Source organism: Melghirimyces profundicolus, from assembly GCF_003054245.1.
In the GTDB taxonomy this organism is placed as follows: domain Bacteria; phylum Bacillota; class Bacilli; order Thermoactinomycetales; family DSM-45169; genus Melghirimyces; species Melghirimyces profundicolus.
The window spans coordinates 38,506-61,098 of record NZ_QBKR01000014.1 but is presented as its reverse complement, the minus strand read 5'-3'; the positions used below and the strand labels follow the sequence as shown (position 1 = coordinate 61,098).

Below are 22,593 nucleotides of genomic sequence, written 5' to 3'. Positions count from 1 at the left end.
GTGGCGATGATTCTGGGGATCGGCACCGATCTGACGGAGATCGCGAGGATTCAAAAAACGGGCCTGGAACGACTGGCCGGTCGGATTCTTTCCCGGGAAGAGAGAAGTGAGCTTCCGGAAGGCGGATTCCGTCGGGCGGAGTGGCTGGCGGGACGGTTTGCGGCCAAGGAAGCGGTCGCGAAGGCGGCAGGCACCGGAATCGGCTCTGTCATCGGATTCAGGGAGATTATGATCCGCAACGATGAAAAGGGAAAACCCCACGCCCGGATCGACCCCGCCGCATTGGAGCGGTTGGGATGGGACGAATCGGTGATGGTCCATCTCTCCGTCACCCACACACGGGAGTACGCTGCGGCGTTTGCGGTTCTTGAACGGCGGTGAAAGGCGGCCTGTCAACCTTGTCTGCATATCGGGACAGGGCCGCACATATAGTTATAACACGGTTGGGAGGGACATTTTTGTATCTCTACACTGCACAGGAGATGCGCGATCTGGACCGGTATACCATCGAATCGATGGGGATGCCGGGCGTGGCTCTGATGGAGAATGCGGGCGGGGCTTGCGCCCGCACGTTGATGAAGCGTTTTCCGGAGGCGAAGAGGGTTGTGGTCCTGGCCGGATCGGGCAACAACGGCGGAGACGGTTTCGTGATCGCCCGGTACCTGTCGACGGCCGGATGGAATGTCTCCGTATGGCGATCCGGACCGGCAGAAAAGATGTCGCCGGAAACCCGGGCTTTCCACGAGGTCTGCCGGAACATGGGGTTGGCCGTGAAACCGTTCGAACCCGGCCGGGAAGGGGAGCTCACCACCGACCTCGGTCAAGCGGATGTGGCGGTGGATGCCCTGTTGGGAACGGGAGTGCGGGGGGAACTGAGGGAACCGGTCCGCAGGATCGTTCAGACGTTGAACCGGAGCCGTCCCCCCTTTCTCCTCTCCGTGGATGTGCCGAGCGGGGTGAATACCGACACGGGGGAAGTGGCCGGAGAGGCGGTCCATGCCGACCTCACCGTAACCTTTGCGGCTCCGAAATGGTGTCATTACCTGCTTCCCGGGGCCAAAGCCTGCGGCGAGGTGGAAGTGGCCCCCATCGGCATTCCGCAGGCGGCGGTGGAGCGGCATCCACCCCGGACCCGGATCAACGGCCCGGCCCTGTGGGAAGATCATCTCCTTCCCCGGTCCCGCTGGAGTCACAAAGGGACCCACGGTCACCTCCTGGTGCTGGGAGGTTCCCGGGGAATGCTGGGAGCGGCCGCCCTCTCCGGCATGGCCGCGCTTCGGACCGGCGCGGGAATGGTGACCCTGGGAGTTCCGCAGGGACAGGAGATCCCCCTGTCCGCCAAGGTGACGGAGGCACTCGTGTGGGGTTGGCCCGAAGGGGACGACCGATGCTTCACGCGGGCGACTCCCCCGGACTGGGAAAAGCGGCTTTCCGGTTTTGACGCGGTTGCCGTCGGTCCGGGATTGGGACGCTTTGACGGGGAGACAGAGTGGCTGGAAGATCTGCTTTTTTCCATCCCCTGCCCCCTCGTGCTGGATGCCGATGCGCTCAATGGGCTCGCCGGGAATCCCTCCATCCTCAAAAAACGGGGAAAACCCACGGTCCTTACCCCCCATCCGGGGGAGATGGCCCGCCTGACCGGCATTTCGGTGAAGGAAGTGGAGTCGTCCCGCCACCGGATCGCTCTGGAGCTGGCGGAGAAGACCGGGGCCGCAGTGGTGTTGAAGGGAACTTATACGGTGATCGCCTTTCCCGATGGCCGGCAAGTGGTCAACACGACCGGTACACCGGCCTTGGCCAAAGCCGGATCCGGGGATGTACTGACCGGTGTCCTGGGAGCGCTCTTGGCCCGGGGACTCCCGGTGGAGTCGGCCATCCCGCTGGGAGTTCACCTTCACGGGTTGGCAGGGCGCCTGGCGGTCACCGCTTCGGACCACAGCGTCCTCGCTTCCGATGTGATCGAAAAGATCGGCGACGCCCTCCATCAAGCCCGGTGATCGTGCCCGTGCCTGACCGACACATCTCTTGAGGAAACGGGTGGAAGCCGTTTCTCCACGGGGAAAGGGATGATGAAATGCGTCGGATCTCATGGGTACTCGTGGTTGTCTTGCTGACAACGGTCGGTCTGACCGGTTGCGGGGAGAAAAGCCCCGAGCAAGTGGTGAGTGACCTGTCCAAGCGTTTCGAAAAGATGAAGGGATACAAGAGCCAAGGCAAACTGGTGATTCGCTCCAGCAACACCCCCCTGGAATACGAGGTGGAGGTTTGGTATAAGAAACCACACTTTTACCGGGTGGCTTTGAAAAACACAAAAAAGGACGTCACGCAGATCCTGCTTCGAAATGATGAGGGGGTTTTCGTTCTCACCCCGCATCTTGAAAAGAGCTTCCGCTTTCAAAGCGACTGGCCGGAAAACGGGGGTCAGGTGTACCTTTACCAGTCCTTGTTGAACAGTATTATCGATGATTCCGGCCGGGAAATGGTGACTTCCGATAAAGACTACCAATTCAAGGTGGCGGCCAATTACAGCCAGAATCAGGCGATGAACAAGCAACGGATCTGGTTGGATAAGGACTATCACCCCAAAAAAGTGGAAGTGCTGAACGAAGACGGAAAAGTGATGGTGGAAGTGGACTTTGACCGCTTTGAGCCGAACGCTTCTTTTGACAAAGACGCCTTTGAGATGGAGCGGAACATGACTGGATCTGCGGGTTTGAGTGTTCCCACCCTGGGCGGGAAAGAAAAGAAGACCGACAAAAAGAAAGAAGAGCTGGAAACCATCACTCCGGAGTGGATTCCGGAAGGAAGCCGGTTGGCCGACGAAACCGCGGTTGATACTCCCGGGGGAAAAACGGTGATCATGCGTTACAAAGGAAAGAAGCCGTTCACCCTCACCCAGAGGAAGCCCCGGGCCGTGCAGGCGAGCCTCCCGGTATACGGAAAACCGTTGGATCTGGGCTTCACCACGGGGGTTCTCTTAGAAGCGGACGGCAAGAAAAGGCTGACCTGGACATATGACGGGATCGATTTCGAACTTCTCGGCAAGTTGCCGGAGTCGGAGATGTGGAAGCTGGCCCGTTCGGTCTATGAACAGAAGGAAAAATGATGCCCCCGCCACCTGGCGGGTTTTTGTTTTCCGTGCTCTTACAGGGAATCCGGTTTTCAAGGAAGCACTCCGGTGGTAGGATAGGACTATCACGGTTGACAGTCAGAAGCGGACTGTCATGAGGCGGGAGGGGGAAGAACATGATGCAGGGGGAGAAAATTCGAACAGGTCTGATCGGCTACGGATTGTCCGGTTCGGTGTTCCATGCCCCCCTGATCCGGGCGGTTCCGGACCTGGAGCTTTTGAAAGTCGTGACGGGCCGCCGGAGACAGGTGACCGAAGAGCTTCCGGACGTCTTGCCGGTGGAGAAGGCGGAAGAGTTGTTTGACGATCCCGGCATTGACCTGGTGGTGGTGACCACTCCCAACCGCCTTCACTATGTACAGGCAAAGAAAGCCCTTGAGGCGGGCAAGCATGTGGTGGTGGAAAAACCCTTCACCCTCCGGGTCGATGAGGCCTGGGAACTGACCCGGCTGGCTGAAGCGAAGGGGCTTTTTTTAAGCGTATTTCACAACCGACGGTGGGATAGCGGTTTTCTGACGCTCCGACGATACATCGGGGAGGGGCGTCTGGGAGAGGTGCATACCTATCGGGCGCGTTTTGACCGTTTCCGTCCGGAAGTCCGCAATCGGTGGAAGGAGCGGGACCCGGAGGGAGGCGGAACGTTGTACGATCTGGGATCCCACCTGATTGATCAGGCTTTGCTGTTGTTCGGCGAACCCCGGACGGTGTGGGCGGACGTCCGGAACCAACGGGTCGGATCCACCACACCGGATTGGTTCCACCTGGTGCTGCAATACGAAAACGGGCGCCGGGTCATCCTCGATTCGGGTTCCATGGTGTTGGAGCCGGGGCCGACGTGGGAAGTTCACGGGACCCGGGGGAGTTACATCCAAACCGGTATGGACAGTCAGGAAGAATCCCTGAAACGGGGATTGAGACCCGGGGATCCCGGGTGGGGGGAGGAGCCGGCCGAACACCATGCCTTTCTGACGGAGTCCGGGGAAGAAGGACTCCGGAAAGAACGGGTCCGCAGCTTGAAAGGCCGGTATGAAACGTTCTACCGCGGGGTTCGGGACGCCATCCGGGAAGGGAGACCGGCTCCCGTCACCCCGGTGGAGGCAACCCGGGTGATCCGGGTGATTGAACGGGCGATCCAAAGCAGCCGGACGGGACAGGTGCTGCCTTACTGAAAAAAGAGAGCCGGGTCTTTGCAAATCCCGCCATCCGATTGTATGATAACCTTGGACAAGTCGGGAACCTGACGGCACAGGTTCAAGGGGGGTGCCGCAGGCTCCTTTTTTGGATCAAAGGAGAATCAGATGGACACATCACCGATCCGAGAAGAGAAAACGTCTTACACCGTGTTGCTCTACCGGAAGAGCCGGGGACTGCGTCTGGCGGAGATGGGGCTGTTTCTGGCCGGTTTGCTGATGATGGTCCCCTTTTTTGAGAAAGTGAGGTCCACACCGTTCATTGTGGCCCTTCTACTTTGGGCGGGGGTGCTCATGACGGGTGTGCCGGCCCTCTACCGGCTGCTCCTGCGTCCGGCGTATACCCTTTACCCGGATCGTCTGGTGATTCGGTTCTCCGGACGGCGGGAAGAGGTGGCGCTGTCCCGGGTGAAACCTTCCCACGTTCTCCCCCATGTTTATGAAATCGACGGGAAGAGAAGGCCGCTTCTCGTCAGCGATGATTTTCTCGAAGACTTGAATGTCCGGTTGGAAATGAAGAGACGCGGGTTGAGTTCAGATGGGAAACCATGATTATTACCGAGATACACTGGCAGTGGTCGATCTGGATGCCATCGGGCACAACGTGGCGGAGTTTCGTCGCCGTTTGCCCCGGTCTTGCCGCTTGATGGCCGCCGTCAAAGCCGATGCCTACGGCCACGGGGCCGTTCCCGTGGCTCGGGAGGCGTTGTCCGGCGGGGCGACCGATCTCGCCGTTGCTTTCTTGGATGAAGCGCTGGAATTAAGGCAAGCAGGGATCACCGCTCCGATTCTGGTCTTGGGTCATACTCCAGGAAGAGGAGTGAAAAAAGCCCTGGAACAAGATATCGCCCTGACGGTTTTTGACGGGGAAAGCGCGGAGGAGATCGCCCGAAAAGCCGCAGAAGCCGGGAGAAAGATCCGGGTTCATGTGAAGGTGGATACGGGAATGGGCCGGCTGGGAATGTGGGAAGACGAAGCCGTTTCCTTCCTCTTCCGGTGGTCGCGGGATCCCCGGGTGGAAATCGAGGGGATCTACACCCATTTCGCCACGGCGGATGAAGAAGACAAGGAATATGCCATCGCTCAGCATGAAAGACTCCTCCGGGTTCTTGCACAGCTGGAAGACGGGGGGGTCCGGATTCCCATCGTTCACTGCTCCAACAGTGCCGCCGCCATTGAAATGCCGGATTGGTCCCACGGGATGATCCGGTTGGGGATCAGCATGTACGGCTATTATCCTTCGGAAGTGGTGAACCGGGAGGCGGTTCGGCTTCGGCCGGCATTGACGCTGAAGACCCGGATCGTTCAGCTGAAGCGGCCTCCCGCAGGCACGGGAATCAGCTACGGAAAGACGGCGGTAGTGAACGGGCGGCAGTGGATCGCTACAATCCCGATCGGTTATGCCGACGGTTACAGCCGCCTCCTTTCCAACAAGGGGACCGCCCTGGTGAGGGGGAAAAAGGTTCCCGTCATCGGCCGGGTATGCATGGACCAGACCATGCTGGATGTGACCTCGGCCATGCCGGTGGAAGCAGGGGACGAAGTGGTTCTGTACGGGAGACAGGGGGCGGAAATGGTGCATGTTGATGAAGTGGCCCGTCTCTTGGGTACCATCTCCTATGAAATTACCTGCAAAATCAGCCGTCGCATTCCCAGGGTTTATGTGAAAGCCGGCAGGGTGGTCGATTTTCACAACCGTCTGCGGCCGGAGGGGCCGTGAATTTCCTTCACCCGGGAGGAAGAATGTCCCCGTGGAAGGAATTTTAAAATAGGTCGCGAATAAATTTAATATTGTTCTGTTGGGCGGCTCCGGAGCTTTCGTCCCTCCGGAGATTTCCCGGAAAAGAGAGAAGCCGGAATCCGGCGGGATGGCTGGAAAGTATATTTTTGCAACGGAGTTATCATAATGGTAGTATTGAAAAGGGAAAATGGCCAACGGTGATGATTTGTTGGGGGTGCGTACGTTGTCCGAGACAAAGAGAATCATGATCAGCTTACCTCAGCAATTGCTTCAGGAAGTTGACGGGATGGTGGAGAAAGAGAACTCCAATCGGAGTGAGTTCGTTCGCCAGGCGATGAAACTGTATCTCTATGAGCGAAAAAAAAGGCTGATTCGCGAAATGATGCAGCGGGGCTACATGGAGATGGCCAAGATCAATCTCAACATTGCGTCGGAAGCTTTCGAGGCGGAAGAAGAGGCGGACGATACGACCATTCGTCTGGTTAGTGGGGTGTAATTCATTTGATTGTGAAGCGTGGCGATGTTTATTTTGCCGATCTCTCTCCAGTGGTCGGATCTGAACAAGGTGGGGTTCGGCCTGTTCTGGTGATTCAAAACAACATTGGGAACCGGTTCAGCCCCACTGTGATCGTCGCCGCGATTACTGCTCAAATCCAAAAGGCAAAACTGCCCACCCATGTGGAGATTGATGCCAAGAGCTACGGGTTTGACCGGGATTCGGTGATCCTGTTGGAACAGATCAGAACCATAGATAAACAGCGCCTGACCGACAAAATCACCCATCTCGACGACGAGATGATGACTCGGGTCAATGAGGCGCTCAACATCAGCCTGGGGCTGATTGATTTCTGACCTGCATACCGAAAACGGGAGGTGCGTACAACGGCATCTCCTTTTTTGTGTAATTTCCTCTCCTGCACCATCCATGAGGATATTGTAAAATAAGGGCTGAATGTTGAAAAATCTTTTCCGGGAGCGATGTTGATTCGGGCCGCTCAGCCCGACCCCGGGGGAGCATGGCCGCATTTCCGCTGTTTCGAAACGGGAGGCGGGCGGAATGGCGGGAAGTGAAGATGCTGTCCAACCGGTGAGGTGAACAGGTTTCACCGGACATCGGTTCTACGGATTTGGGGTGACAAGATGAAAGAGAAAATGATTGAACAGTATCAGGAGTTGCTCACCTCCTATCTGAAAGACAAACAGGAAGATCAGCTGTACGCAGCCCAACAGATGAGCAAATGGATGTTGGAGCAAAAAATTCCCCCGGAGGAAATGGTTACGATCCACGCGGAGGCCGTGAAGCGGCAAATGCCCGACCTGCCTGAGAACGTCCGGCTTTCCTTCAATCTCCTGATCGAAATGATGATTGGTTACGGGATTGCACTTCGGGAGCATGAAAATTTGCTGAACCGGCAGCGGGAGCTGGAATATGAAATCGAAGTGGCGGTAGGGATGCAGCAGACACTCCTCCCCGACTCGCCCCCCGCGGTAAAGGATTTGGAAGTGGGAGTGATCAGTGTTCCCGCCAACCGCATGAGCGGGGATTACTACAACTTCGTCAACCACGGAGGCGGTTCGCTCGGGGTGGCGCTGTCAGACATCATCGGGAAAGGGATTCCGGCGGCACTCTGCATGTCCATGATCAAGTACGCCATGGACCAGATGGATCATCCCTTGGGACCGTCGGAGACACTCCGTCGCCTGAACACGGTGGTGGAAAGAAATGTCGATCCCAGCATGTTCATCACCATGGTTTACGGGGTATATGATTCTGAGGAGCATATATTCCGGTATGCCGCTGCCGGGCACGAACCGGGTATATTCCACCGGGCGAAAGCCCAAACCTTCGAGGATATGACGACGCGCGGGTTGGTTCTGGGGGTGGCGAAGGATATATCCTATGAAGAATACTCCCTCACTCTGGCCCCCGGGGACGCCATCATTCTTTTTTCCGACGGAGTCACCGAAGCACGGATCGACGGTCAGTTCCTGGGGCGGGAAAGATTTAAGGAGCTGGTGAAACCTCACCTCCAACTTCCCGCTCAGCAGGCGGTGGAAGCCATCTATCAGGATTTGTTCGAGAAGGCGAATTACGACCTGAAAGACGATCAAACCATCCTTCTCATCCGCAGAAAATCCTGAACGGTTCAGCCGGTTTTAAAAACGGACCATCGGGTATAGTCTGAATGTGGAGGTTGAAAGCATATGAATGTATCCATCGAGGAGCAAACCCGAACGGACCAGGCGACAACCTTGGTTGTCTCCGGTGAAGTGGACGCTTTTACAGCACCTCAGCTCAAGGAGAAGTTGATGCCGCTCTGCAAGGAAAACCACGAAGTGTGTCTGGATTTATCCCAGGTGGAATATATGGACAGCACCGGATTGGGAGTTTTGATCGGCGCGTTTAAACAACTTCGCTCCCAGGGGGGACGGCTGATCCTGAAGGGGATGAGCCCCCGTTTGAAACGGCTGATGCAAATCACCGGCTTGACCGAGATTATGGATATTGAAGATGGAGCGTAGGGGGAGCGGATTGGAATGGATCAAGTGAAGGACGTCATTGAACTGACCATACCGGCCAAAGCGCAGTATGTGGGCGTGGTCCGACTGACCGTTTCCGGGATCGCCAGCCGACTGGGCTTTCATTACGACGATATCGAGGACATAAAATTGGCCGTTGCGGAAGCATGCACCAACGTGGTGGACCATGCTTACAAGGAAGTGGAATGCGCTGGTGGAATCAACGTGCATTTTCGCATTTTTGAGGACCGGCTGGAGATTGTGGTCAAAGATGAAGGGAGGAGTTTTGACATCAGGGCCGTGAAAGAACGTTCCGGTCCTATTGAAAACCACCTGCCGTTCACCTCCATAAGGGAAAGGGGGCTGGGTCTCCACCTGATGGAAACCTTGATGGACCAAGTGGACATCCACGGCGGAAATGGGGTCGTGGTCACCCTGACCAAGTTTATGCAGAGGGACGAGGTGGAACGGAATGTCGACTCGCCCGCAAAAACAGAGTCTCACAGATGAAGAAATTCTGGAGCTGATCAACCGGTATCAGGAAGAGGAAGATGAGCAGATTCAGAATCAGCTCGTCCAACATTACACCCCCTTGGTGGAAACGTTGGCTTCCAAATTCGCCAAGGGAGCGGAACCTTTCGAAGACCTGAGCCAAGTCGGGATGATCGGTCTGTTGGCTGCCCTGAGACGTTATGATCCATCCTTCGGCCGAAGCTTCGAAGGGTTTGCGGTCCCCACCATTGTCGGTGAGATCAAACGGTATATCCGGGATAAAACATGGAGTGTTCATGTCCCCCGGCGCATCAAGGAACTGGGCCCCCGGATCAAGAAAGCCGTGGAAGAGTTGACGGTCCGGAATCAGCGTTCGCCTCAGGTGGATGAGATCGCGGAGTACCTGGAGGTTTCCCCGGAGGAAGTGCTGGAAACGATGGAGATGGGCCGAAGCTACAACGCCGTCTCCGTTGACAGTCCCATCGAAGCCAACAGCGACGGGAGCCAGGTCACCCTGTTGGACCTGGTCGGGAACCATGATAACGGCTTTGATAACGTGGACCGGCAAATGTTGCTTCAAAAAGCGTTCCAAGTGTTGACCGACAGGGAACGGGAGATCATACAAATGACCTTTTTCGATCATCTGAGTCAGAAACAGGCGGGTGAAAAGCTGGGGATTTCCCAGATGCACGTTTCCCGTCTTCAACGACGGGCCCTCCGGAAACTTCGGGAAGCCATCCGAATGGAACCCACGGAAATCATATGATGTTGGTTGCATGCCGAAGTCGGATCCAGCTTCGGTTTTTATTGATTTAAAAAACCGGCCGTCCCGTCGGTTTTTCGGGTGAGCCGGTTGATCTTTCAGTCCTGTGGAAGAATGCGGCTTCCGCCGGTGTAAATATTGAACCGTTCCTCCCGGGCGAACCCGATCAGCGTCATCCCGAATTCTTCGGCCACCTCGCAGGCCAGGCTGGAGGGGGCGGATACGGCGGTGACGACGGGGACCCCCGCGACCGCTGCTTTCTGCATAATTTCGAAACTGGTCCGTCCACTGACCATCAAAACCCCTTGTGACAAAGGGGTTTTCCCCGTTAAAAACGCATGGCCCAACAACTTATCCACCGCGTTGTGACGTCCCACGTCTTCCCTCAGGGCGACCAAACCGCCGGTTCGGTCAAACCAACCTGCCGCGTGAAGTCCCCCCGTTTTCTCAAAAACCGCCTGTTCCCGGCGGAGCGCATGGCCAAATCGGCTGATCACCGAGCCGGGAAGGGTGAAATCCCCCTTGACCGGTTCCACTCCCCGGACCCGGATCGCTTCCAGTGATGCTTTTCCGCATACTCCGCAACTGGAACTGGTGTAAAAGTTCCTTTGGAGACGTTTCAGATCGGGGGTGAATCCTGACCGCAGGTTGACGTTGACGATATTGTACTGTTGATCGCCGTCCACTTCGGGGTCCCGGCAATAGGTGATGGTATGGATGGCATCCTTTTCTGTCAGGATCCCCTCCGTAAACAGGAAACCGGCAGCCAGCTCAAAGTCATTCCCCGGAGTGCGCATCGTGACCGCCACAGGGACGGGTTCCGGCAGACTTGGGAAAACAAGCCGGATTTCCATGGGTTCTTCCACCGCCAGGGAGTCCCGGATCCGGCGCTCCCTTTTGCCTTCCACATGGCGCACCCGCCGTTTGGCGGTCCGGGAACGGGTGGTGCCGCGCATTGAAAATCCTCCTCTTTCTCCGGATTGGTGTCCGGTGAGCCGGTTTTCGCCGAAGCTGACCGGACCCTGAACGATCGGGTGGGATGGTTGGGAGAGTTCTCAGGATCCCCGGATCCGCTTTGATTTCCACCAATCATCAAAGGGGGAAACGGGGGTGGTCCGTTTGTGGCGGGTGGCGAGAAATTTTTGTTCGATTCGCTGTTTGGCATCCGATTCGATTTCTTTCCCTTCCAGATAGTCATCGATCTGGTCGTAGCGGAGTTGAAGTTCATCCTCGTCGGAGCGTCCCGGGTTCTCGTCCAAAAGGTCCGCCGTGGGCGTTTTTTCGTAAAGGGCGGCTTCCGCCCCCAGGTGTTTCAGGAGTTGTTTTCCCTGTCGTTTGTTCAACCCGAACAGAGGGATCAGGTCGCAGGCCCCGTCCCCGTGTTTGGTGAAAAATCCGGTGACGGCCTCGGCGGCGTGGTCGGTTCCCACGACGAGGAGGTTGTAAGTGCCGGCCACTTCATATTGGGCGATCATCCGCTCCCTCGCTTTGGTATTTCCCTTGACGTAGTCCGACAAATTCCGGCCGGTGGCTTCTTTGAAGGCGCGGGCCGAACCGTCCACCGCTTCCCGGATGTTGAATGTCAGGGTTTCGTCGGGCTGAATGAAACGGAGGGCTCTCCGTGCATCCTCCTCATCCCGTTGAACACCGTAGGGGAGCCGCATCGCAACAAACCGGTACGCTTCCCCGGTTTCTTGCCTCAACTCATCCACGGCCATTTGGCAAAGTTTGCCGGCCAGGGTGGAATCCTGTCCCCCGGAGATGCCCAGCACAAGCCCCTGAGTACCGGTGGACTTCAGGTAGCCCTTGATGAAATCGATCCGGTTGCGTACCTCTTCTTTTGGGTTGATCTCGGGTTTGACACAGAGTTCCTCGATAATTTCCCGCTGGATGGTGTCCAATTCGGATCAGTCCCTTCTCTTGTCAGTCCGATCTTGGCCCCAAGTCTCATTTAAATGGCCTTCCCTACTCAATTTACCCCACTTTTGGATCCGGTGCATCCCTCCTTCCGGAAAAACAATCCCGGTCAGGGACGTTCAGCGTGAGCGGAAACGAACCGAAAAGGCCCGCAAGGGCGGGCCGGATGTTTCAGATCCTCTTATTCCCCCTGAAAAAAGACGGATAAAGTGCCGGGACCGGCATGGGCTCCGATCGCACTGCCGATCATGTTGACAAAGAAGCGTTCACAACCGAATGCTTCCCGGATGGCGCTCTTCAGCATTTCGGCACCTTCGGGATCATCCCCGTGGCAGATGCCGATGGTTTGCTCCTGCAGGCCGACGCCGCGCTCTTTCATCACTTCAATGATGCGGCGGATGGCTTTCTTCCGGCCGCGAACTTTTTCCAACGGAACCAGTTTCCCGTCCTCCACGTGAAGGATGGGTTTGATATTGAGCAGGCCGCCGACCAAGGCGGCGGTTCGGCTGAGTCGTCCGCCGCGAAACAGGTGCTCCAGGTCATCCACAGTGAAAATGTGTTCCATGTTTGCCGCGTACCGGCGGGCTTCCTCCAGGATTTTCCCTTTGGATTGTCCTTCCCGGGCCATCTCCGCCGCCCGGATCACCACCATGCCGAAGCCGACGGATGCGCACTTGGTGTCGAGAATGTCCAGATCCAGGTTTGGATGGTTTTCCAATACCTGTTCCCGGGCCATGACCGCCGTCTGATGGGTCCCCGAAAGCTCCGAGGAAAACGCCAGGTAGAGGCAAGACTCCCCGCTTTCGGCATATCGGGTGAACCGTTCCACCAAGCTTCCGAGGGAAGGCTGGGCGGTTTTAAATACCTTCCCCTCCCGCATCGAGCGAAACAACTCACTGGAATCCAGGGTCTCCCCGTCCAGATATTCCTCCTCGCCTTGGTACACCAAGAGGGGGATCACGTCGATGTCGTATTCCTCCACGATGTTCCGGGGAAGATCGCTTGCGCTGTCCGTGATGATTTTTACGCTCATCCAGTCTCACATCCTTTCTTTTGTCTCTACTATACCGAAGAATGGTGGATGGTGTCAGCCTGATGATTCCGGAGCAGACGCCACGTGCCGGTTGCCATCCGGCTGCGGTCCACTCCGAATATCCGGTCGGGGCCGACTTTCCATGAAACCATCCGTGGAGGGCCAACCGTCGTCCGGGGGGTTTTCATCGGGCAGGCGCGGTCTTCGACCGGGGATCGGCTTGTTCTCCGTACAGTCTCCGGATCACTTCTTCGATCTCCGGCTCCTTCGTCCGGATGTCCACCGGTTCGCCCCAACGGTTCAGTTCCGCAAGAAGGGCGGGAGGGGAAATCCGGTTGCGATCATAGTGAACGGTGACGTTTTTCCCTTCCGCCTTCACCCGTTCCACCCGATCCAGGCGGGCCAACCGGGGAACCTCCCGGTAGTGCACCTCGATCATGCTGGGCAGCCCGATCCTTTCCCGAAGGGTCTCCAGGCAGCCGTCGAGGATGATGCGGCCGTGGTTGATCATGACCACCCGGGCCGCCAGCCGCTCGATGTCATCCATGTCGTGGGTGGTTAGGAGAATGGTTTTTTTCTCTTCACGGTTGATTTCCCGTAAAAAAGACCGGATGCTCTCTTTGGCCATCACGTCCAGACCAATGGTGGGTTCGTCGAGAAAGAGAATCGGGGGATCATGGATCAGGGCGGCGGCGAGATCAGCCCGCATTCGCTGGCCGAGAGAAAGTTTCCGAACCGGCGTTTCAAGAAAATCTCCGATGCTCAGAAGGTCGTGATATCGGTGGAGAAACCGGTGGTACGCCTTTTCTTCCAAACGGTACATTTTACGGAGGATTTCATAGGAATCGCGAAGGGGAAGATCCCACCAGAGCTGGGTTCGCTGGCCGAAGACGATTCCGAGGTTTTGGGCCACGTATTTTCGCCGATGCTGGGGGCTTGCGCCCATGACCGAGACCCTGCCCCGACTGGGGTGCAGGATTCCGGAAAGCATCTTGATCGTGGTGGATTTGCCCGCCCCGTTGGGTCCGATGAAACCGATACATTCCCCTTTTTTGACGGAGAAAGAAATCCCGTCCACGGCCCGGATCCGCCGGTGCTCCCCGGAAAAGAGGGAGAGAAGCGATCCCAGGGCTCCCGGTTTGGTCCGGTACACTTTAAACTCTTTGGTCAGATCCTGCACTTCAATCATGGACACGGATCAACTCCCGGTGCTGTGGTAGTGACGGATGCCGAAGCGCCAGAAGGAAAAGGCGACTCCGGCGAAAAGGAGAGCCGCCATGGGGGACACGACCAGAAGATACCACTCCCCTCCTTTCTGCAACAAAAAAGTGGCGGGAAGGTAGTTCATGAAGGCCACGGGGAGGACGGTGAAAAAAATCCATTTCAGCCAACCGGGATAGATACTGACCGGGTAGTTGGCGGCGTTGGTGGGGGCGTACAGGGTGAAGACCTGGAATTCCCGGATCCGATGCGTCCAGAACGCGAGGGTGGCGGTCATCAATCCCAGGGAGACGGAGATGATCAGACCCGTTCCCAGCGCGACCGGCAAATACCAAAGCAGCCAAAAAAACGTGGGGAGAGCGGTCAGATGGGAAAGGGAGATTCCCAATATGCTCAGCCCCTGAACCACGCCGCCGATCCGGTTCAGGTCGAGATTCCGGCTCAACAGGAGGGTCAGGGGGGAGACGGGGCGGATCAACAGACTGTCGAATTCCCCTTCCACCATGTACCGCTCAAAGTCGTGAATTTCCGCAGCCACCACCCGATAGAGGGACATGGATGCGGAGGAGATTCCGTACAGAACACCGACCTCGTAGATGCTCCACCCCCGGATGTCGTCAAAACGGAGCAGGATGGCCGCCAGCATCAGAAAATCGGTCACCATAATCAAACCGTAGGAAAAGGTGGAAAAGAGGAAATTGAATTTATACTGCATCCGGGCCCGGATGCTGGCTCCGACCAGGGTGAAATAAAGCTTCACGGGATCATCCTCCCTGCACCTCCAGTTTCCGTCTCGCCCAACCGGTGAGCCACAGGTTGAAGAGCGTCAAGAGGACGCCCCAGAACAAGGGTACGATGAGGGCTTCGACGACGGGGAGCTTTTCCAGCCAGACCATGACCGGATAATAGATGAGGCCGCTGAAGGGAAAGTGGAGCGCGATCCCGGCAAGCGGCGAGGGCAGCAGGTCCAGGGGGACCATCTGCCCTCCGAGGGCGAACATCAGCGTCATATTGATAAAATGGGCGCCGCTGATCTCCAGGGTCCAGCAGGAGGAAATCCCGATGAGGTAAAACAGGTTGAGTCCGATCAAAACCCCAAGGGTGACGGAGACCGCGCCCCACAGCCAGGTGGAAGGGTCGTCCGGCAGCGGGTAGCCGACGGTGACGGCGAAAACCAAGGCGATCGGAAGGCTTCGGAAGAAGAGATTGTAGAAGAGACGACCGGCCTCTTGGCTGGTGACATAGAGGAAGTAATGGACGGGACGCGCCATCTGAAGGCTGATCGATCCGTTCCGCACCGCCGGAGGGATGTCCAGTCCGACCGTCAGGAAGACGGACAACATCAACAGGGACTGAGTTGCCGCCATATAATGGGTCATCTCTGTGACGGAATAAGGGCTGGAGTGCTCTTTGCCTTCCAGCACCCCTTGCCAGATGGCGATGTACATGAAGCCGAAAACGAGGCTGCCGATGTTGTTGATCAAATGGGCGGCCCGGTACTGAAGGTGGCGCGAAAAGCTTTTTTTGAAGAGTTCCAGGCAGACCATCGAGGCCTCCGTGTGTCGGATTTGAAAAGCGGAAGAATATTTTAGCAAAAAAAGCGATGCTTGTGAACTCTCGGACAATGGAAAATTGCGCCGGTACGGCCTTAACGGTATGATGGAAAGCGGACACCAAACTGGATACGGAGGCATCTATGGAAACAAAGGAACGCTACCAACTCATTTCGGAGGAGTTAAACTTGGCCCCGGCCCAAGTGGAGGCCGCCGTCCAACTGATGGAAGAGGGCAACACGATTCCCTTCATCGCCCGATACCGCAAGGAAAGAACGCGGGAACTGGATGAAGAACAGCTTCGCGCCATCGAGGAGCGAAACAACTACCTCATCCAACTGGATCAGCGGAAAGAAGAAGTTCTCCGTCTGATCGGGGAACAGGGAAAGCTGACGGAGGAACTTGCGCAAAAAATTGAGAGCGCCGTCAAGCTGCAAACGGTGGAGGACCTGTACCGTCCCTACCGGCCGAAGCGAAAAACCCGGGGTTCCAAAGCCCGGGAACAGGGGCTGGCCCCCTTGGCGGAGGTGATGCGCCGGGCCCGGACGGAGGAGGAAGTGGAAGCGGAAGCCTCTCGCTTCGTCGATCCCGAAAAAGGGGTGGAGCAAATAAAAGACGCCCTGCAGGGAGCCATGGACATCCTTGCTGAAGAGCTGTCCGACGACGCCGACATCCGCAAATGGGTCCGTGACTATCAATGGAAGAACGGTTATTTGGTTTCGGAAGCGAGGGAGAAGGAGGCGCGGTCGGTTTTTGAGATGTACTACGGGTACCGGGAAGCGGTCCGCAAAATGCCGTCCCATCGCGTGCTGGCGGTCAACCGGGGCGAGCGGGAAGGCGTGCTGAAAGTCCGGGTGGAGACGGAGGGGGAAGAGCAGGTGTTGGAGCGGCTCAACCAGTGGTTTGGCCGGCGGTCCCACCGATACCTGAGGGAAGCGGCGAAAGACAGTTACAACCGCCTGATCGCCCCTTCCATCGAGCGCGAGATCCGCTCGGCGATGACAGAGGCGGCTGAGGAGCAGGCCATCCATATTTTTTCGGAGAACCTGCGCAACCTGTTGCTTCAACCTCCCATCCGCGGCAAAAAAGTATTGGGAGTGGATCCGGCTTACCGAACGGGATGCAAGTTGGCCGTGGTGGATGAGACCGGCAAGGTGCACCACGTCGGCGTCATTTATCCCACTCCCCCACAGAATCGGGTGAGGGAAGCCAAAGAGACGGTCCGGAGTCTGGTGGAAGCGTACGAAATCGATTTGATTGCCATCGGGAACGGCACCGCTTCCCGGGAAACGGAATCGTTTATCGCGGAACTGATCGGGGAGCTGGATCGAAAGCTCTATTACATCATCGTCAATGAAGCGGGAGCCAGCGTCTATTCCGCCTCCAAGCTGGCCCGGGAGGAATTCCCGGATTTGGACGCCGCCCAACGGAGCGCGGTTTCCATCGCCCGCCGTCTCCAGGATCCCTTGGCCGAACTGGTCAAGATCGAGCCCAAAGCCGTCGGCGTCGGGCAGTACCAGCATGACGTTTCCCAGAAACGGTTGGCGGAAAGCCTGAGCCACGTGGTGGAGTCGGCGGTCAACCATGTGGGGGTGGACGTGAACACCGCCTCCGTTTCCCTGTTGCAGTACGTTTCCGGCGTAAACGCCACCGTGGCCAAAAACATCATCCAAAAGCGGGAAGCCGAAGGCCGTTATACCGACCGGGGACAGTTGAAGAAGGTTCCCCGTCTCGGAGCCAAAACCTATGAGCAGTGCATCGGGTTTCTGCGGGTGACCGACGGGGAGAACCCCCTGGACCGAACCCCGATCCACCCGGAATCCTACGAAGTGGTGGAGAGACTCTTAAAGGAGCTGGACAGCGAGCCCGGATCGATCGGAAAGGAAGAGTTGAACCGGAAGCTGCGCGCCGTCGAGGTGGAGGACATGGCGGAAAGACTGGATTGCGGGGTTCCCACCTTAAAAGACATTCTTGACGCCCTTCTTCGCCCGGGACGGGATCCCCGGGAAGAACTTCCCGCCCCAGTCCTCCGTTCAGACGTGTTGAAACTGGAAGATCTTCGGAGGGGGATGGAACTGAAGGGAACCGTCCGCAATGTGGTCGATTTCGGAGCTTTTGTGGACATCGGTCTAAAAAACGACGGACTCGTCCACATCTCCAAAATGAGCGAACGGTTTGTCCGTCATCCGATGGACATCGTTGGGGTCGGAGACGTGGTGGATGTCTGGGTCCTGGACGTGGATATGGAACGGGAACGGGTGGCCCTCAGCATGGTACCGGTATCAATGTGACAGCCGATTCTGTTCGCAGGAGAGGAGGGGCTGGAGATGTGGAAATGGATGTTAAGGATCCTGCTCTTGGCCGCCCTGGGGGCGGCGGCTTTTCTGGTATATGATGTGAGCCGGGCCATTGAAATCCCCGAAATGAAAGTGCCGGGAAAACTGGCTCCCGCCTATGTGGAAATCGCGGAAAAGACCGGAGTTCCCTGGCCGTACCTCGCGGCTCTGGACGAAGTGGAAAAGGGTTACGAAGGGGTGACCCCAGAGACCATCCGTCAGACGGCGACCCGGATTCAAAAGGCGTCGGGGGAGGAGCGTCCCGGTGAGAATGGTGTGAAATCGGCTCTTCGGAAAATCCTCTCCAAACCGGATGCCGACAAAGCCCTCAAACTGGCTGAATCCTACTCCTGGGCCGCCGCCCCCTTGGGGGAGGATTACGAATTTCCCTTTAAAAAAGGGGCGAAGGTATCCTATGGGGACACCTGGGGAGCCAGCCGCACTTACGGTGGGGATCGCACCCATGAGGGGACCGATCTCATGGCGGATAAAGGGACCCCCATCCGTTCGGTCAGCGATGGACGTGTGGTGGCCAAGGGGTGGAATGAATTGGGCGGTTGGCGTTTGACGATTCTGGATGCGAACCATCTCCAGATCTCCTACTACTATGCCCATCTTTCCCGCTACGCCGAGGGGATCGAAAGGGGTTCCAAGGTGAAGAAAGGCCAAGTCATCGGATACGTGGGGGACAGCGGTTACGGTGAGAAAGGAACCACGGGTCAATTCGCCCCCCATCTTCATTTGGGGATGTATGTGCGGGAGAGCACCTTTTCTCCCATGCGGGAAGCGATCAATCCCTACCCCTTCCTCAAGGTTTGGGAAAAACGCTGAAAAAAGCCGTCGTGCCTGGTACGACGGCTTTTTTACTTCGGATTTACCCCACCTTGGCCGCCTGTCTCCGAGCGATTCGGCGAAGGCGGAGCAACTCCCGGAAAGCGTCTCGGTCCGCCGCTTTGAATACCATCCCCCCGGGAGTGATGTTGACTTCGTAAATCCAGATCCGGCCCTTTGAATCAATTCCGGCGTCCACTCCGAATTCCCACCATTTGGGATGGTGGCGGCTGATCACCAAAACGGCCCGGCGGGCGACTTCTTCCAAATTTCGCGTCATATACTCGGTCTGTTCCGTCGTAAGTCGCAGATCTTCCAGGAGGAGTTTCCGGACCGGTTTCGGTTTTCCCCCGCTGTGACGGTTGGTGACGATGCTCCGGCTTCCCGCCAGTTTTCCCACAATGCCGGCATTGACCCATTTACCGCCGATCCGCACCAGGTGGACCCGGATATCAAAGGGGCGCCCCTCCCGGGTGACGCTTTGGATGCTCTGCTGGATAACATAAGGGCGTCGTCCCGTTTCCCGAAGGATCCGGCTCCAAAGGATCTTCTCATCCCGGCAATGTTCACGGGATGGATCCCGTTTCCGGAGCAAGTAGCCACCATTCCTCCAGACATCCACACGGAGGATCCCTTTTCCCCGGCAGCTGAACACCGGTTTCAAATAGAGACTGGGAAATCGGGCGATCATCTCTTTGAGGTTGTCTCGGTTAAAGATCCGTGTGACGGGGACATGAGGAGCAGTAGACGGATGGCGGGATAAAAGCCGGGCATTTCCCCATTTGCTGGTGACGGGAGGAATCTTTCCGGCGGATGCCCGGATGGTAAGCGCGGATTTCATGGCATTCCCTCTCTTTTCGATTCCTTCATACAATCATATTCCGGGAAAGGAAGCGAGTGCGTGCCTCTTCTCTAGAAGCGTTGTGATTGAATGTTCGTTACGAGAAAAGGGGAAGCGTTTACCAAAATAGCGACTTTGCTGTCCTGCCCAGCGGAGAATCAGCCTGCAAGGGCGTTCAGGGGCAAAAGCTTCTCTGTGTTGCATCCGAAGGCGTTTGCCCCTGCCCGCAGCAGGAAGATTCGGAGCGGACAATGCAACCATCTCTGCAGGACAGTGTAGCGAGACCGGGGAGAGAAGCGACCCAGGCGAGACTTGTGCTCTGTGAGTGCAGCCCGGAGCGGCTTTGGGTAAATGCTGCCGCTCACTTTTTCGCTTCTGGGGTCGAATGAAAACTTCGCAGGCAGGAAAACTAAGGGGGACGGGTAAGAAAAAGGAGGGATCCGAATGATTCAGCACGATGTGCCGCACGAAATGGGAGATAAGGTGACGGACATGGCGGTCAACTGCGGCAGGCTGTTCCAACAGGCTCCCGGGGAACTGGCCCGGATTGCGGGGTTTGTGGAACGGGAGATGAAGGGACAGAACTTGCAGGGTGCTTCCCGGAACCGGGACGAATTTGTCGCCGCCACCTTTGAACGGATTTATCCGATGGTTTTGTCCTCAAAGGAGTGCCGCCAAGCCGTGGAAAACATGATGAAAAACCATTCCCGTCACCATGGACAGGATTTGGAACTAACGGCGGATAACCCTCAGTACGCCATCGGTCCCGCACTTGCCGAAGCATTGTATCTGACCGGCAGCGCGGTCATGGGGTCCATACTCATGGTGACCTCCGGTGAAAGCGGGGGCTCCATCGAGCAACGGCATCGGAACCATTAACCGAATTCCCACCCCCGCCCCGGGGGTTTTTTGTGTTACAATGAAACCCCGAAACGGAACAAGTCGTTCCCATTTTAGAACTGCATACAGTCACCCTCTGAATCTCCTTTTTCTTGGAAAGAAGGCAAATTCAAGGGGGATCGAAATATTATTCCAAATTCTATTGCCATACATCCGAGATGGATGATTTTAAAAGGGAGAGGATGATCAAAATCAAACGCTCTGTGGTCCTGTCAGCCGCTTTTCTTTTGGTGGCAGCCCTGATTCTGCCGGCCGCTCATGCCGAATGGGACCGTCCCCCCGCCGCCGGTGAAATCATCGTGAAATACAAGGACAACACGTCGGCGGGGATCCTTTCCAAGATCCATGAACAAGTGGAAACCCGGCTGTTGGAGCGGAATGACCGGCTGAATCTCGACGTCGTCAAACCGGACGGGCAGTCCTTTGAAGAAGTGCTGGAAGCGTACCGGGAGAACCCCCATGTGGAGTATGCGGAACCCAATATCACTTTCCATACTTTTGAAACTCCCGACGATCCCCAATTTTCCCGCCAATGGGGTCTGAAAAAGGTGGACGCGCCCTCCGCATGGGACATTACGCGGGGAGACAGCGGGGTGAAAGTGGCGATCGTCGACACGGGGGTGGACCATACCCACCCCGATCTGTCCGGCAAGGTGATCGAAGGCAAGGATTACGTGGAAAATGACGGGGATCCGATGGATGAGAACGGGCACGGCACCCATGTCGCCGGCACCGTCGCCGCGTTCACCGGAAACGGAACCGGCATTGCCGGCATGGCTCCCGAGGTGAGCCTCTACGCCGTCCGCGTTCTCAATGAGGAAGGCACCGGGAGCCTGGATGACGTGGCGAGCGGAATTGTTGAGGCGGCGGACGCCGGAGCCGAGGTGATCAATCTCAGCTTGGGAGCGACCAAAGGGAGCCAAACCCTCCAGGATGCGGTGGAGTACGCACACAGCATGGGTGCACTGGTGGTGGCCGCAGCGGGCAATGAAGGGGTCTCCACCCCCAGTTATCCGGCCTTTTACGGGGAAACCCTCAGTGTGGCTGCCACCGATTCCGAAGACCGGAAGGCCGACTTTACCAACTATGGAAAATGGGTGGAAGTGGCCGCTCCCGGGGTGGATATCTTGTCCACCGTACCGGGCGGAGGGATCCAAACCATGAGCGGAACTTCCATGGCGACCCCCCATGTGGCGGGATTGGCCGGGCTTCTTGCTTCCCGGGGAAGGAACGCTTCCCAAATACGCACGGCGATCGAAGAAACGGCGGAAGATATTTCGGGAACGGGCGTTTATTGGTCCAAGGGCCGGATCAATGCACGTGAAGCCCTTCAATACTGATCGGAGAAAAAGGACAGGCACCTGTCCTTTTTGCATATCATCTTCCTGTGGCGCCCCGAATCGGGGAGTGGTTTATTTGGTTTCCGTCACACACACTTTTTGTCGGTATTGGAACCAGCAATCGTTCAAGATACGGATCTGTCTCCGGTCTTTTCCTTGAAAGGCCCGTTGTAACTGGTTACGCAGCCAATAGGGCATGGAAAAAGCCTCCCGGATGGCATATTCGCACTCACTAAAGCTTATGAAGGGAGATGCGGATCTGTGAATGCCAATTGGCCATCTGCCAAATTTCCGGTCAAGCCCGGGGATGATCGGGATCTCCAACGCTGGGTGGAAACGATCTCCCTTCGAGTCTTCGGAAAACCGTTTCTCCATCGGGCCGTTTTTAACTCCCGCCTTCGAACCACGGGCGGCCGCTATTTTTTGAGCGACCACCGCATCGAAATCAGCCCCCGTCACTTGAAGGAGCTGGGGCCCGAGGTGGTGGAAGGAATCATCCGCCACGAATTGTGCCATTATCACCTGCACTTGGAAGGAAAGGGCTACCGGCACCGGGACGCCGATTTCAGACAACTTCTGGAATCCGTCAACGGGCTTCGATACACCCCTTCCCTCCCGAGTGCCAGCCGCGGGAAGGGACGGCCTTACCGCTATGTGCTGCGGTGCCGGAAATGCGGGCGTGAAGCTTACCGGAAAAAACGAATGGATCCCGCTCGTTACCGTTGCGGTGTTTGCCGGGGGGCCCTCACTCTGCATGATTGTTGAAGGCGGCTCTCCGCAAGCTG

The 22,593-nt window shown here is 57.0% G+C and carries 25 protein-coding genes; 17 read left to right on the top strand and 8 right to left on the bottom strand.

Annotation, left to right across the window (positions count from 1 at the left end):
- The first annotated feature begins 6 nt into the window (after positions 1-6).
- From acpS to sigB, 12 genes are all read left to right on the top strand, one after another.
- Positions 7-381: a holo-ACP synthase gene (gene acpS, locus C8P63_RS10950; protein WP_108024180.1), complete on the top strand. Its 375-nt coding sequence runs from the start codon at positions 7-9 to the stop codon at positions 379-381.
- Positions 382-458: 77 nt separating this feature from the next.
- A complete protein-coding gene (locus tag C8P63_RS10945) occupies positions 459-1,997 on the top strand; it encodes an NAD(P)H-hydrate dehydratase (protein ID WP_108024086.1) in 1,539 nt (512 codons plus the stop codon).
- 77 nt (positions 1,998-2,074) lie between these two features.
- On the top strand, positions 2,075-3,106 hold the full coding sequence (locus C8P63_RS10940; RefSeq protein ID WP_108024084.1) for an outer membrane lipoprotein-sorting protein: 1,032 nt from the start codon (positions 2,075-2,077) through the stop codon (positions 3,104-3,106).
- 140 nt (positions 3,107-3,246) lie between these two features.
- Positions 3,247-4,299 (top strand): oxidoreductase, encoded by a 1,053-nt coding sequence (locus C8P63_RS10935; RefSeq protein WP_245920848.1) that lies wholly within the window; start codon positions 3,247-3,249, stop codon positions 4,297-4,299.
- A gap of 129 nt (positions 4,300-4,428) precedes the next feature.
- Positions 4,429-4,872 (top strand): hypothetical protein, encoded by a 444-nt coding sequence (locus C8P63_RS10930; RefSeq protein ID WP_108024082.1) that lies wholly within the window; start codon positions 4,429-4,431, stop codon positions 4,870-4,872.
- Positions 4,859-6,040 (top strand): alanine racemase, encoded by a 1,182-nt coding sequence (gene alr / locus C8P63_RS10925; protein WP_108024080.1) that lies wholly within the window; start codon positions 4,859-4,861, stop codon positions 6,038-6,040. Before C8P63_RS10930 ends, alr begins: the two co-directional genes overlap by 14 nt.
- Before the next feature lie 208 nt (positions 6,041-6,248).
- A complete protein-coding gene (locus C8P63_RS10920; RefSeq protein ID WP_108024078.1) occupies positions 6,249-6,557 on the top strand; it encodes a CopG family ribbon-helix-helix protein in 309 nt (102 codons plus the stop codon).
- Positions 6,558-6,562: 5 nt separating this feature from the next.
- Positions 6,563-6,913: a type II toxin-antitoxin system PemK/MazF family toxin gene (locus C8P63_RS10915; protein WP_108024076.1), complete on the top strand. Its 351-nt coding sequence runs from the start codon at positions 6,563-6,565 to the stop codon at positions 6,911-6,913.
- Positions 6,914-7,201: 288 nt separating this feature from the next.
- A complete protein-coding gene (locus C8P63_RS10910; protein WP_108024074.1) occupies positions 7,202-8,203 on the top strand; it encodes a PP2C family protein-serine/threonine phosphatase in 1,002 nt (333 codons plus the stop codon).
- Between the two features lie 63 nt (positions 8,204-8,266).
- Positions 8,267-8,584 (top strand): STAS domain-containing protein, encoded by a 318-nt coding sequence (locus C8P63_RS10905; RefSeq protein ID WP_108024073.1) that lies wholly within the window; start codon positions 8,267-8,269, stop codon positions 8,582-8,584.
- A gap of 15 nt (positions 8,585-8,599) precedes the next feature.
- The gene (rsbW, locus tag C8P63_RS10900) at positions 8,600-9,091 is read left to right on the top strand and encodes an anti-sigma B factor RsbW (protein WP_108024071.1); all 492 of its coding nucleotides are present in this window, start codon (positions 8,600-8,602) and stop codon (positions 9,089-9,091) included.
- Positions 9,054-9,839, top strand: a complete 786-nt coding sequence (gene sigB / locus C8P63_RS10895) for an RNA polymerase sigma factor SigB (protein WP_108024069.1) — start codon at positions 9,054-9,056, stop codon at positions 9,837-9,839. The genes rsbW and sigB overlap by 38 nt, the downstream gene beginning before the upstream one ends.
- A gap of 95 nt (positions 9,840-9,934) precedes the next feature.
- Here sigB and fdhD read toward each other — a convergent pair whose 3' ends face one another.
- The 6 genes from fdhD to C8P63_RS10865 form a co-directional block, all read right to left on the bottom strand.
- Entirely contained in the window at positions 9,935-10,792 is an 858-nt protein-coding gene (fdhD, locus tag C8P63_RS10890; protein ID WP_108024067.1) for a formate dehydrogenase accessory sulfurtransferase FdhD, read from the bottom strand.
- Positions 10,793-10,891: 99 nt separating this feature from the next.
- Positions 10,892-11,728 (bottom strand): ammonia-dependent NAD(+) synthetase, encoded by an 837-nt coding sequence (nadE, locus tag C8P63_RS10885; RefSeq protein ID WP_211308278.1) that lies wholly within the window; start codon positions 11,726-11,728, stop codon positions 10,892-10,894.
- A gap of 206 nt (positions 11,729-11,934) precedes the next feature.
- Positions 11,935-12,786, bottom strand: coding sequence for a DegV family protein (locus C8P63_RS10880; RefSeq protein WP_108024063.1), 852 nt, complete (start codon positions 12,784-12,786; stop codon positions 11,935-11,937).
- 184 nt (positions 12,787-12,970) lie between these two features.
- Complete coding sequence (locus tag C8P63_RS10875) at positions 12,971-13,975, bottom strand: ABC transporter ATP-binding protein (RefSeq protein ID WP_108024176.1); 1,005 nt, start codon at positions 13,973-13,975, stop codon at positions 12,971-12,973.
- Between the two features lie 9 nt (positions 13,976-13,984).
- Positions 13,985-14,767: an ABC transporter permease gene (locus C8P63_RS10870; protein WP_245920846.1), complete on the bottom strand. Its 783-nt coding sequence runs from the start codon at positions 14,765-14,767 to the stop codon at positions 13,985-13,987.
- Positions 14,768-14,771: 4 nt separating this feature from the next.
- Positions 14,772-15,554 (bottom strand): ABC transporter permease, encoded by a 783-nt coding sequence (locus C8P63_RS10865; RefSeq protein ID WP_108024061.1) that lies wholly within the window; start codon positions 15,552-15,554, stop codon positions 14,772-14,774.
- Between the two features lie 149 nt (positions 15,555-15,703).
- Between C8P63_RS10865 and C8P63_RS10860 the strand changes: the two genes are divergently transcribed.
- Positions 15,704-17,851 carry a Tex family protein gene (locus tag C8P63_RS10860; RefSeq protein ID WP_108024058.1) on the top strand — a complete coding sequence of 716 codons (2,148 nt, stop codon included), beginning with the start codon at positions 15,704-15,706 and terminating at the stop codon, positions 17,849-17,851.
- A gap of 36 nt (positions 17,852-17,887) precedes the next feature.
- The gene (locus C8P63_RS10855) at positions 17,888-18,727 is read left to right on the top strand and encodes a M23 family metallopeptidase (RefSeq protein ID WP_108024057.1); all 840 of its coding nucleotides are present in this window, start codon (positions 17,888-17,890) and stop codon (positions 18,725-18,727) included.
- 43 nt (positions 18,728-18,770) lie between these two features.
- Here the strand turns inward: C8P63_RS10855 and C8P63_RS10850 are convergent, their stop codons facing one another.
- Positions 18,771-19,568 (bottom strand): YheC/YheD family protein, encoded by a 798-nt coding sequence (locus C8P63_RS10850; RefSeq protein ID WP_146172165.1) that lies wholly within the window; start codon positions 19,566-19,568, stop codon positions 18,771-18,773.
- Positions 19,569-20,012: 444 nt separating this feature from the next.
- Between C8P63_RS10850 and C8P63_RS10845 the strand changes: the two genes are divergently transcribed.
- The gene (locus C8P63_RS10845; protein WP_108024052.1) at positions 20,013-20,447 is read left to right on the top strand and encodes a hypothetical protein; all 435 of its coding nucleotides are present in this window, start codon (positions 20,013-20,015) and stop codon (positions 20,445-20,447) included.
- Between the two features lie 203 nt (positions 20,448-20,650).
- Positions 20,651-21,808, top strand: coding sequence for a S8 family peptidase (locus C8P63_RS10840; RefSeq protein ID WP_108024049.1), 1,158 nt, complete (start codon positions 20,651-20,653; stop codon positions 21,806-21,808).
- Positions 21,809-21,880: 72 nt separating this feature from the next.
- Here C8P63_RS10840 and cmpA read toward each other — a convergent pair whose 3' ends face one another.
- The gene (cmpA, locus tag C8P63_RS10835) at positions 21,881-22,006 is read right to left on the bottom strand and encodes a cortex morphogenetic protein CmpA (protein WP_108024047.1); all 126 of its coding nucleotides are present in this window, start codon (positions 22,004-22,006) and stop codon (positions 21,881-21,883) included.
- A gap of 63 nt (positions 22,007-22,069) precedes the next feature.
- Here cmpA and C8P63_RS10830 point away from each other — a divergent pair, with 63 nt between their 5' ends.
- Positions 22,070-22,573: a SprT family protein gene (locus tag C8P63_RS10830; RefSeq protein ID WP_108024045.1), complete on the top strand. Its 504-nt coding sequence runs from the start codon at positions 22,070-22,072 to the stop codon at positions 22,571-22,573.
- The last annotated feature ends 20 nt before the right edge of the window (positions 22,574-22,593 follow it).

What these genes read in the sequence shown, in the direction of transcription:
- C8P63_RS10840 (WP_108024049.1), top strand. Translation starts at nt 20,651, where the DNA reads ATGATCAAAATCAAACGCTCTGTGGTCCTGTCAGCCGCTTTTCTTTTG.
- C8P63_RS10855 (WP_108024057.1), top strand. Translation starts at nt 17,888, where the DNA reads ATGTGGAAATGGATGTTAAGGATCCTGCTCTTGGCCGCCCTGGGGGCG.
- C8P63_RS10875 (WP_108024176.1), bottom strand. Translation starts at nt 13,975, where the DNA reads ATGATTGAAGTGCAGGATCTGACCAAAGAGTTTAAAGTGTACCGGACC.
- C8P63_RS10930 (WP_108024082.1), top strand. Translation starts at nt 4,429, where the DNA reads ATGGACACATCACCGATCCGAGAAGAGAAAACGTCTTACACCGTGTTG.
- C8P63_RS10905 (WP_108024073.1), top strand. Translation starts at nt 8,267, where the DNA reads ATGAATGTATCCATCGAGGAGCAAACCCGAACGGACCAGGCGACAACC.
- acpS (WP_108024180.1), top strand. Translation starts at nt 7, where the DNA reads ATGATTCTGGGGATCGGCACCGATCTGACGGAGATCGCGAGGATTCAA.
- C8P63_RS10860 (WP_108024058.1), top strand. Translation starts at nt 15,704, where the DNA reads ATGGAAACAAAGGAACGCTACCAACTCATTTCGGAGGAGTTAAACTTG.
- C8P63_RS10845 (WP_108024052.1), top strand. Translation starts at nt 20,013, where the DNA reads ATGATTCAGCACGATGTGCCGCACGAAATGGGAGATAAGGTGACGGAC.
- rsbW (WP_108024071.1), top strand. Translation starts at nt 8,600, where the DNA reads ATGGATCAAGTGAAGGACGTCATTGAACTGACCATACCGGCCAAAGCG.
- C8P63_RS10935 (WP_245920848.1), top strand. Translation starts at nt 3,247, where the DNA reads ATGATGCAGGGGGAGAAAATTCGAACAGGTCTGATCGGCTACGGATTG.
- C8P63_RS10910 (WP_108024074.1), top strand. Translation starts at nt 7,202, where the DNA reads ATGAAAGAGAAAATGATTGAACAGTATCAGGAGTTGCTCACCTCCTAT.
- C8P63_RS10880 (WP_108024063.1), bottom strand. Translation starts at nt 12,786, where the DNA reads ATGAGCGTAAAAATCATCACGGACAGCGCAAGCGATCTTCCCCGGAAC.
- C8P63_RS10850 (WP_146172165.1), bottom strand. Translation starts at nt 19,568, where the DNA reads ATGAAATCCGCGCTTACCATCCGGGCATCCGCCGGAAAGATTCCTCCC.
- fdhD (WP_108024067.1), bottom strand. Translation starts at nt 10,792, where the DNA reads ATGCGCGGCACCACCCGTTCCCGGACCGCCAAACGGCGGGTGCGCCAT.
- alr (WP_108024080.1), top strand. Translation starts at nt 4,859, where the DNA reads ATGGGAAACCATGATTATTACCGAGATACACTGGCAGTGGTCGATCTG.
- C8P63_RS10865 (WP_108024061.1), bottom strand. Translation starts at nt 15,554, where the DNA reads ATGGTCTGCCTGGAACTCTTCAAAAAAAGCTTTTCGCGCCACCTTCAG.
- cmpA (WP_108024047.1), bottom strand. Translation starts at nt 22,006, where the DNA reads ATGCCCTATTGGCTGCGTAACCAGTTACAACGGGCCTTTCAAGGAAAA.
- C8P63_RS10940 (WP_108024084.1), top strand. Translation starts at nt 2,075, where the DNA reads ATGCGTCGGATCTCATGGGTACTCGTGGTTGTCTTGCTGACAACGGTC.
- C8P63_RS10920 (WP_108024078.1), top strand. Translation starts at nt 6,249, where the DNA reads ATGGCCAACGGTGATGATTTGTTGGGGGTGCGTACGTTGTCCGAGACA.
- sigB (WP_108024069.1), top strand. Translation starts at nt 9,054, where the DNA reads ATGTCGACTCGCCCGCAAAAACAGAGTCTCACAGATGAAGAAATTCTG.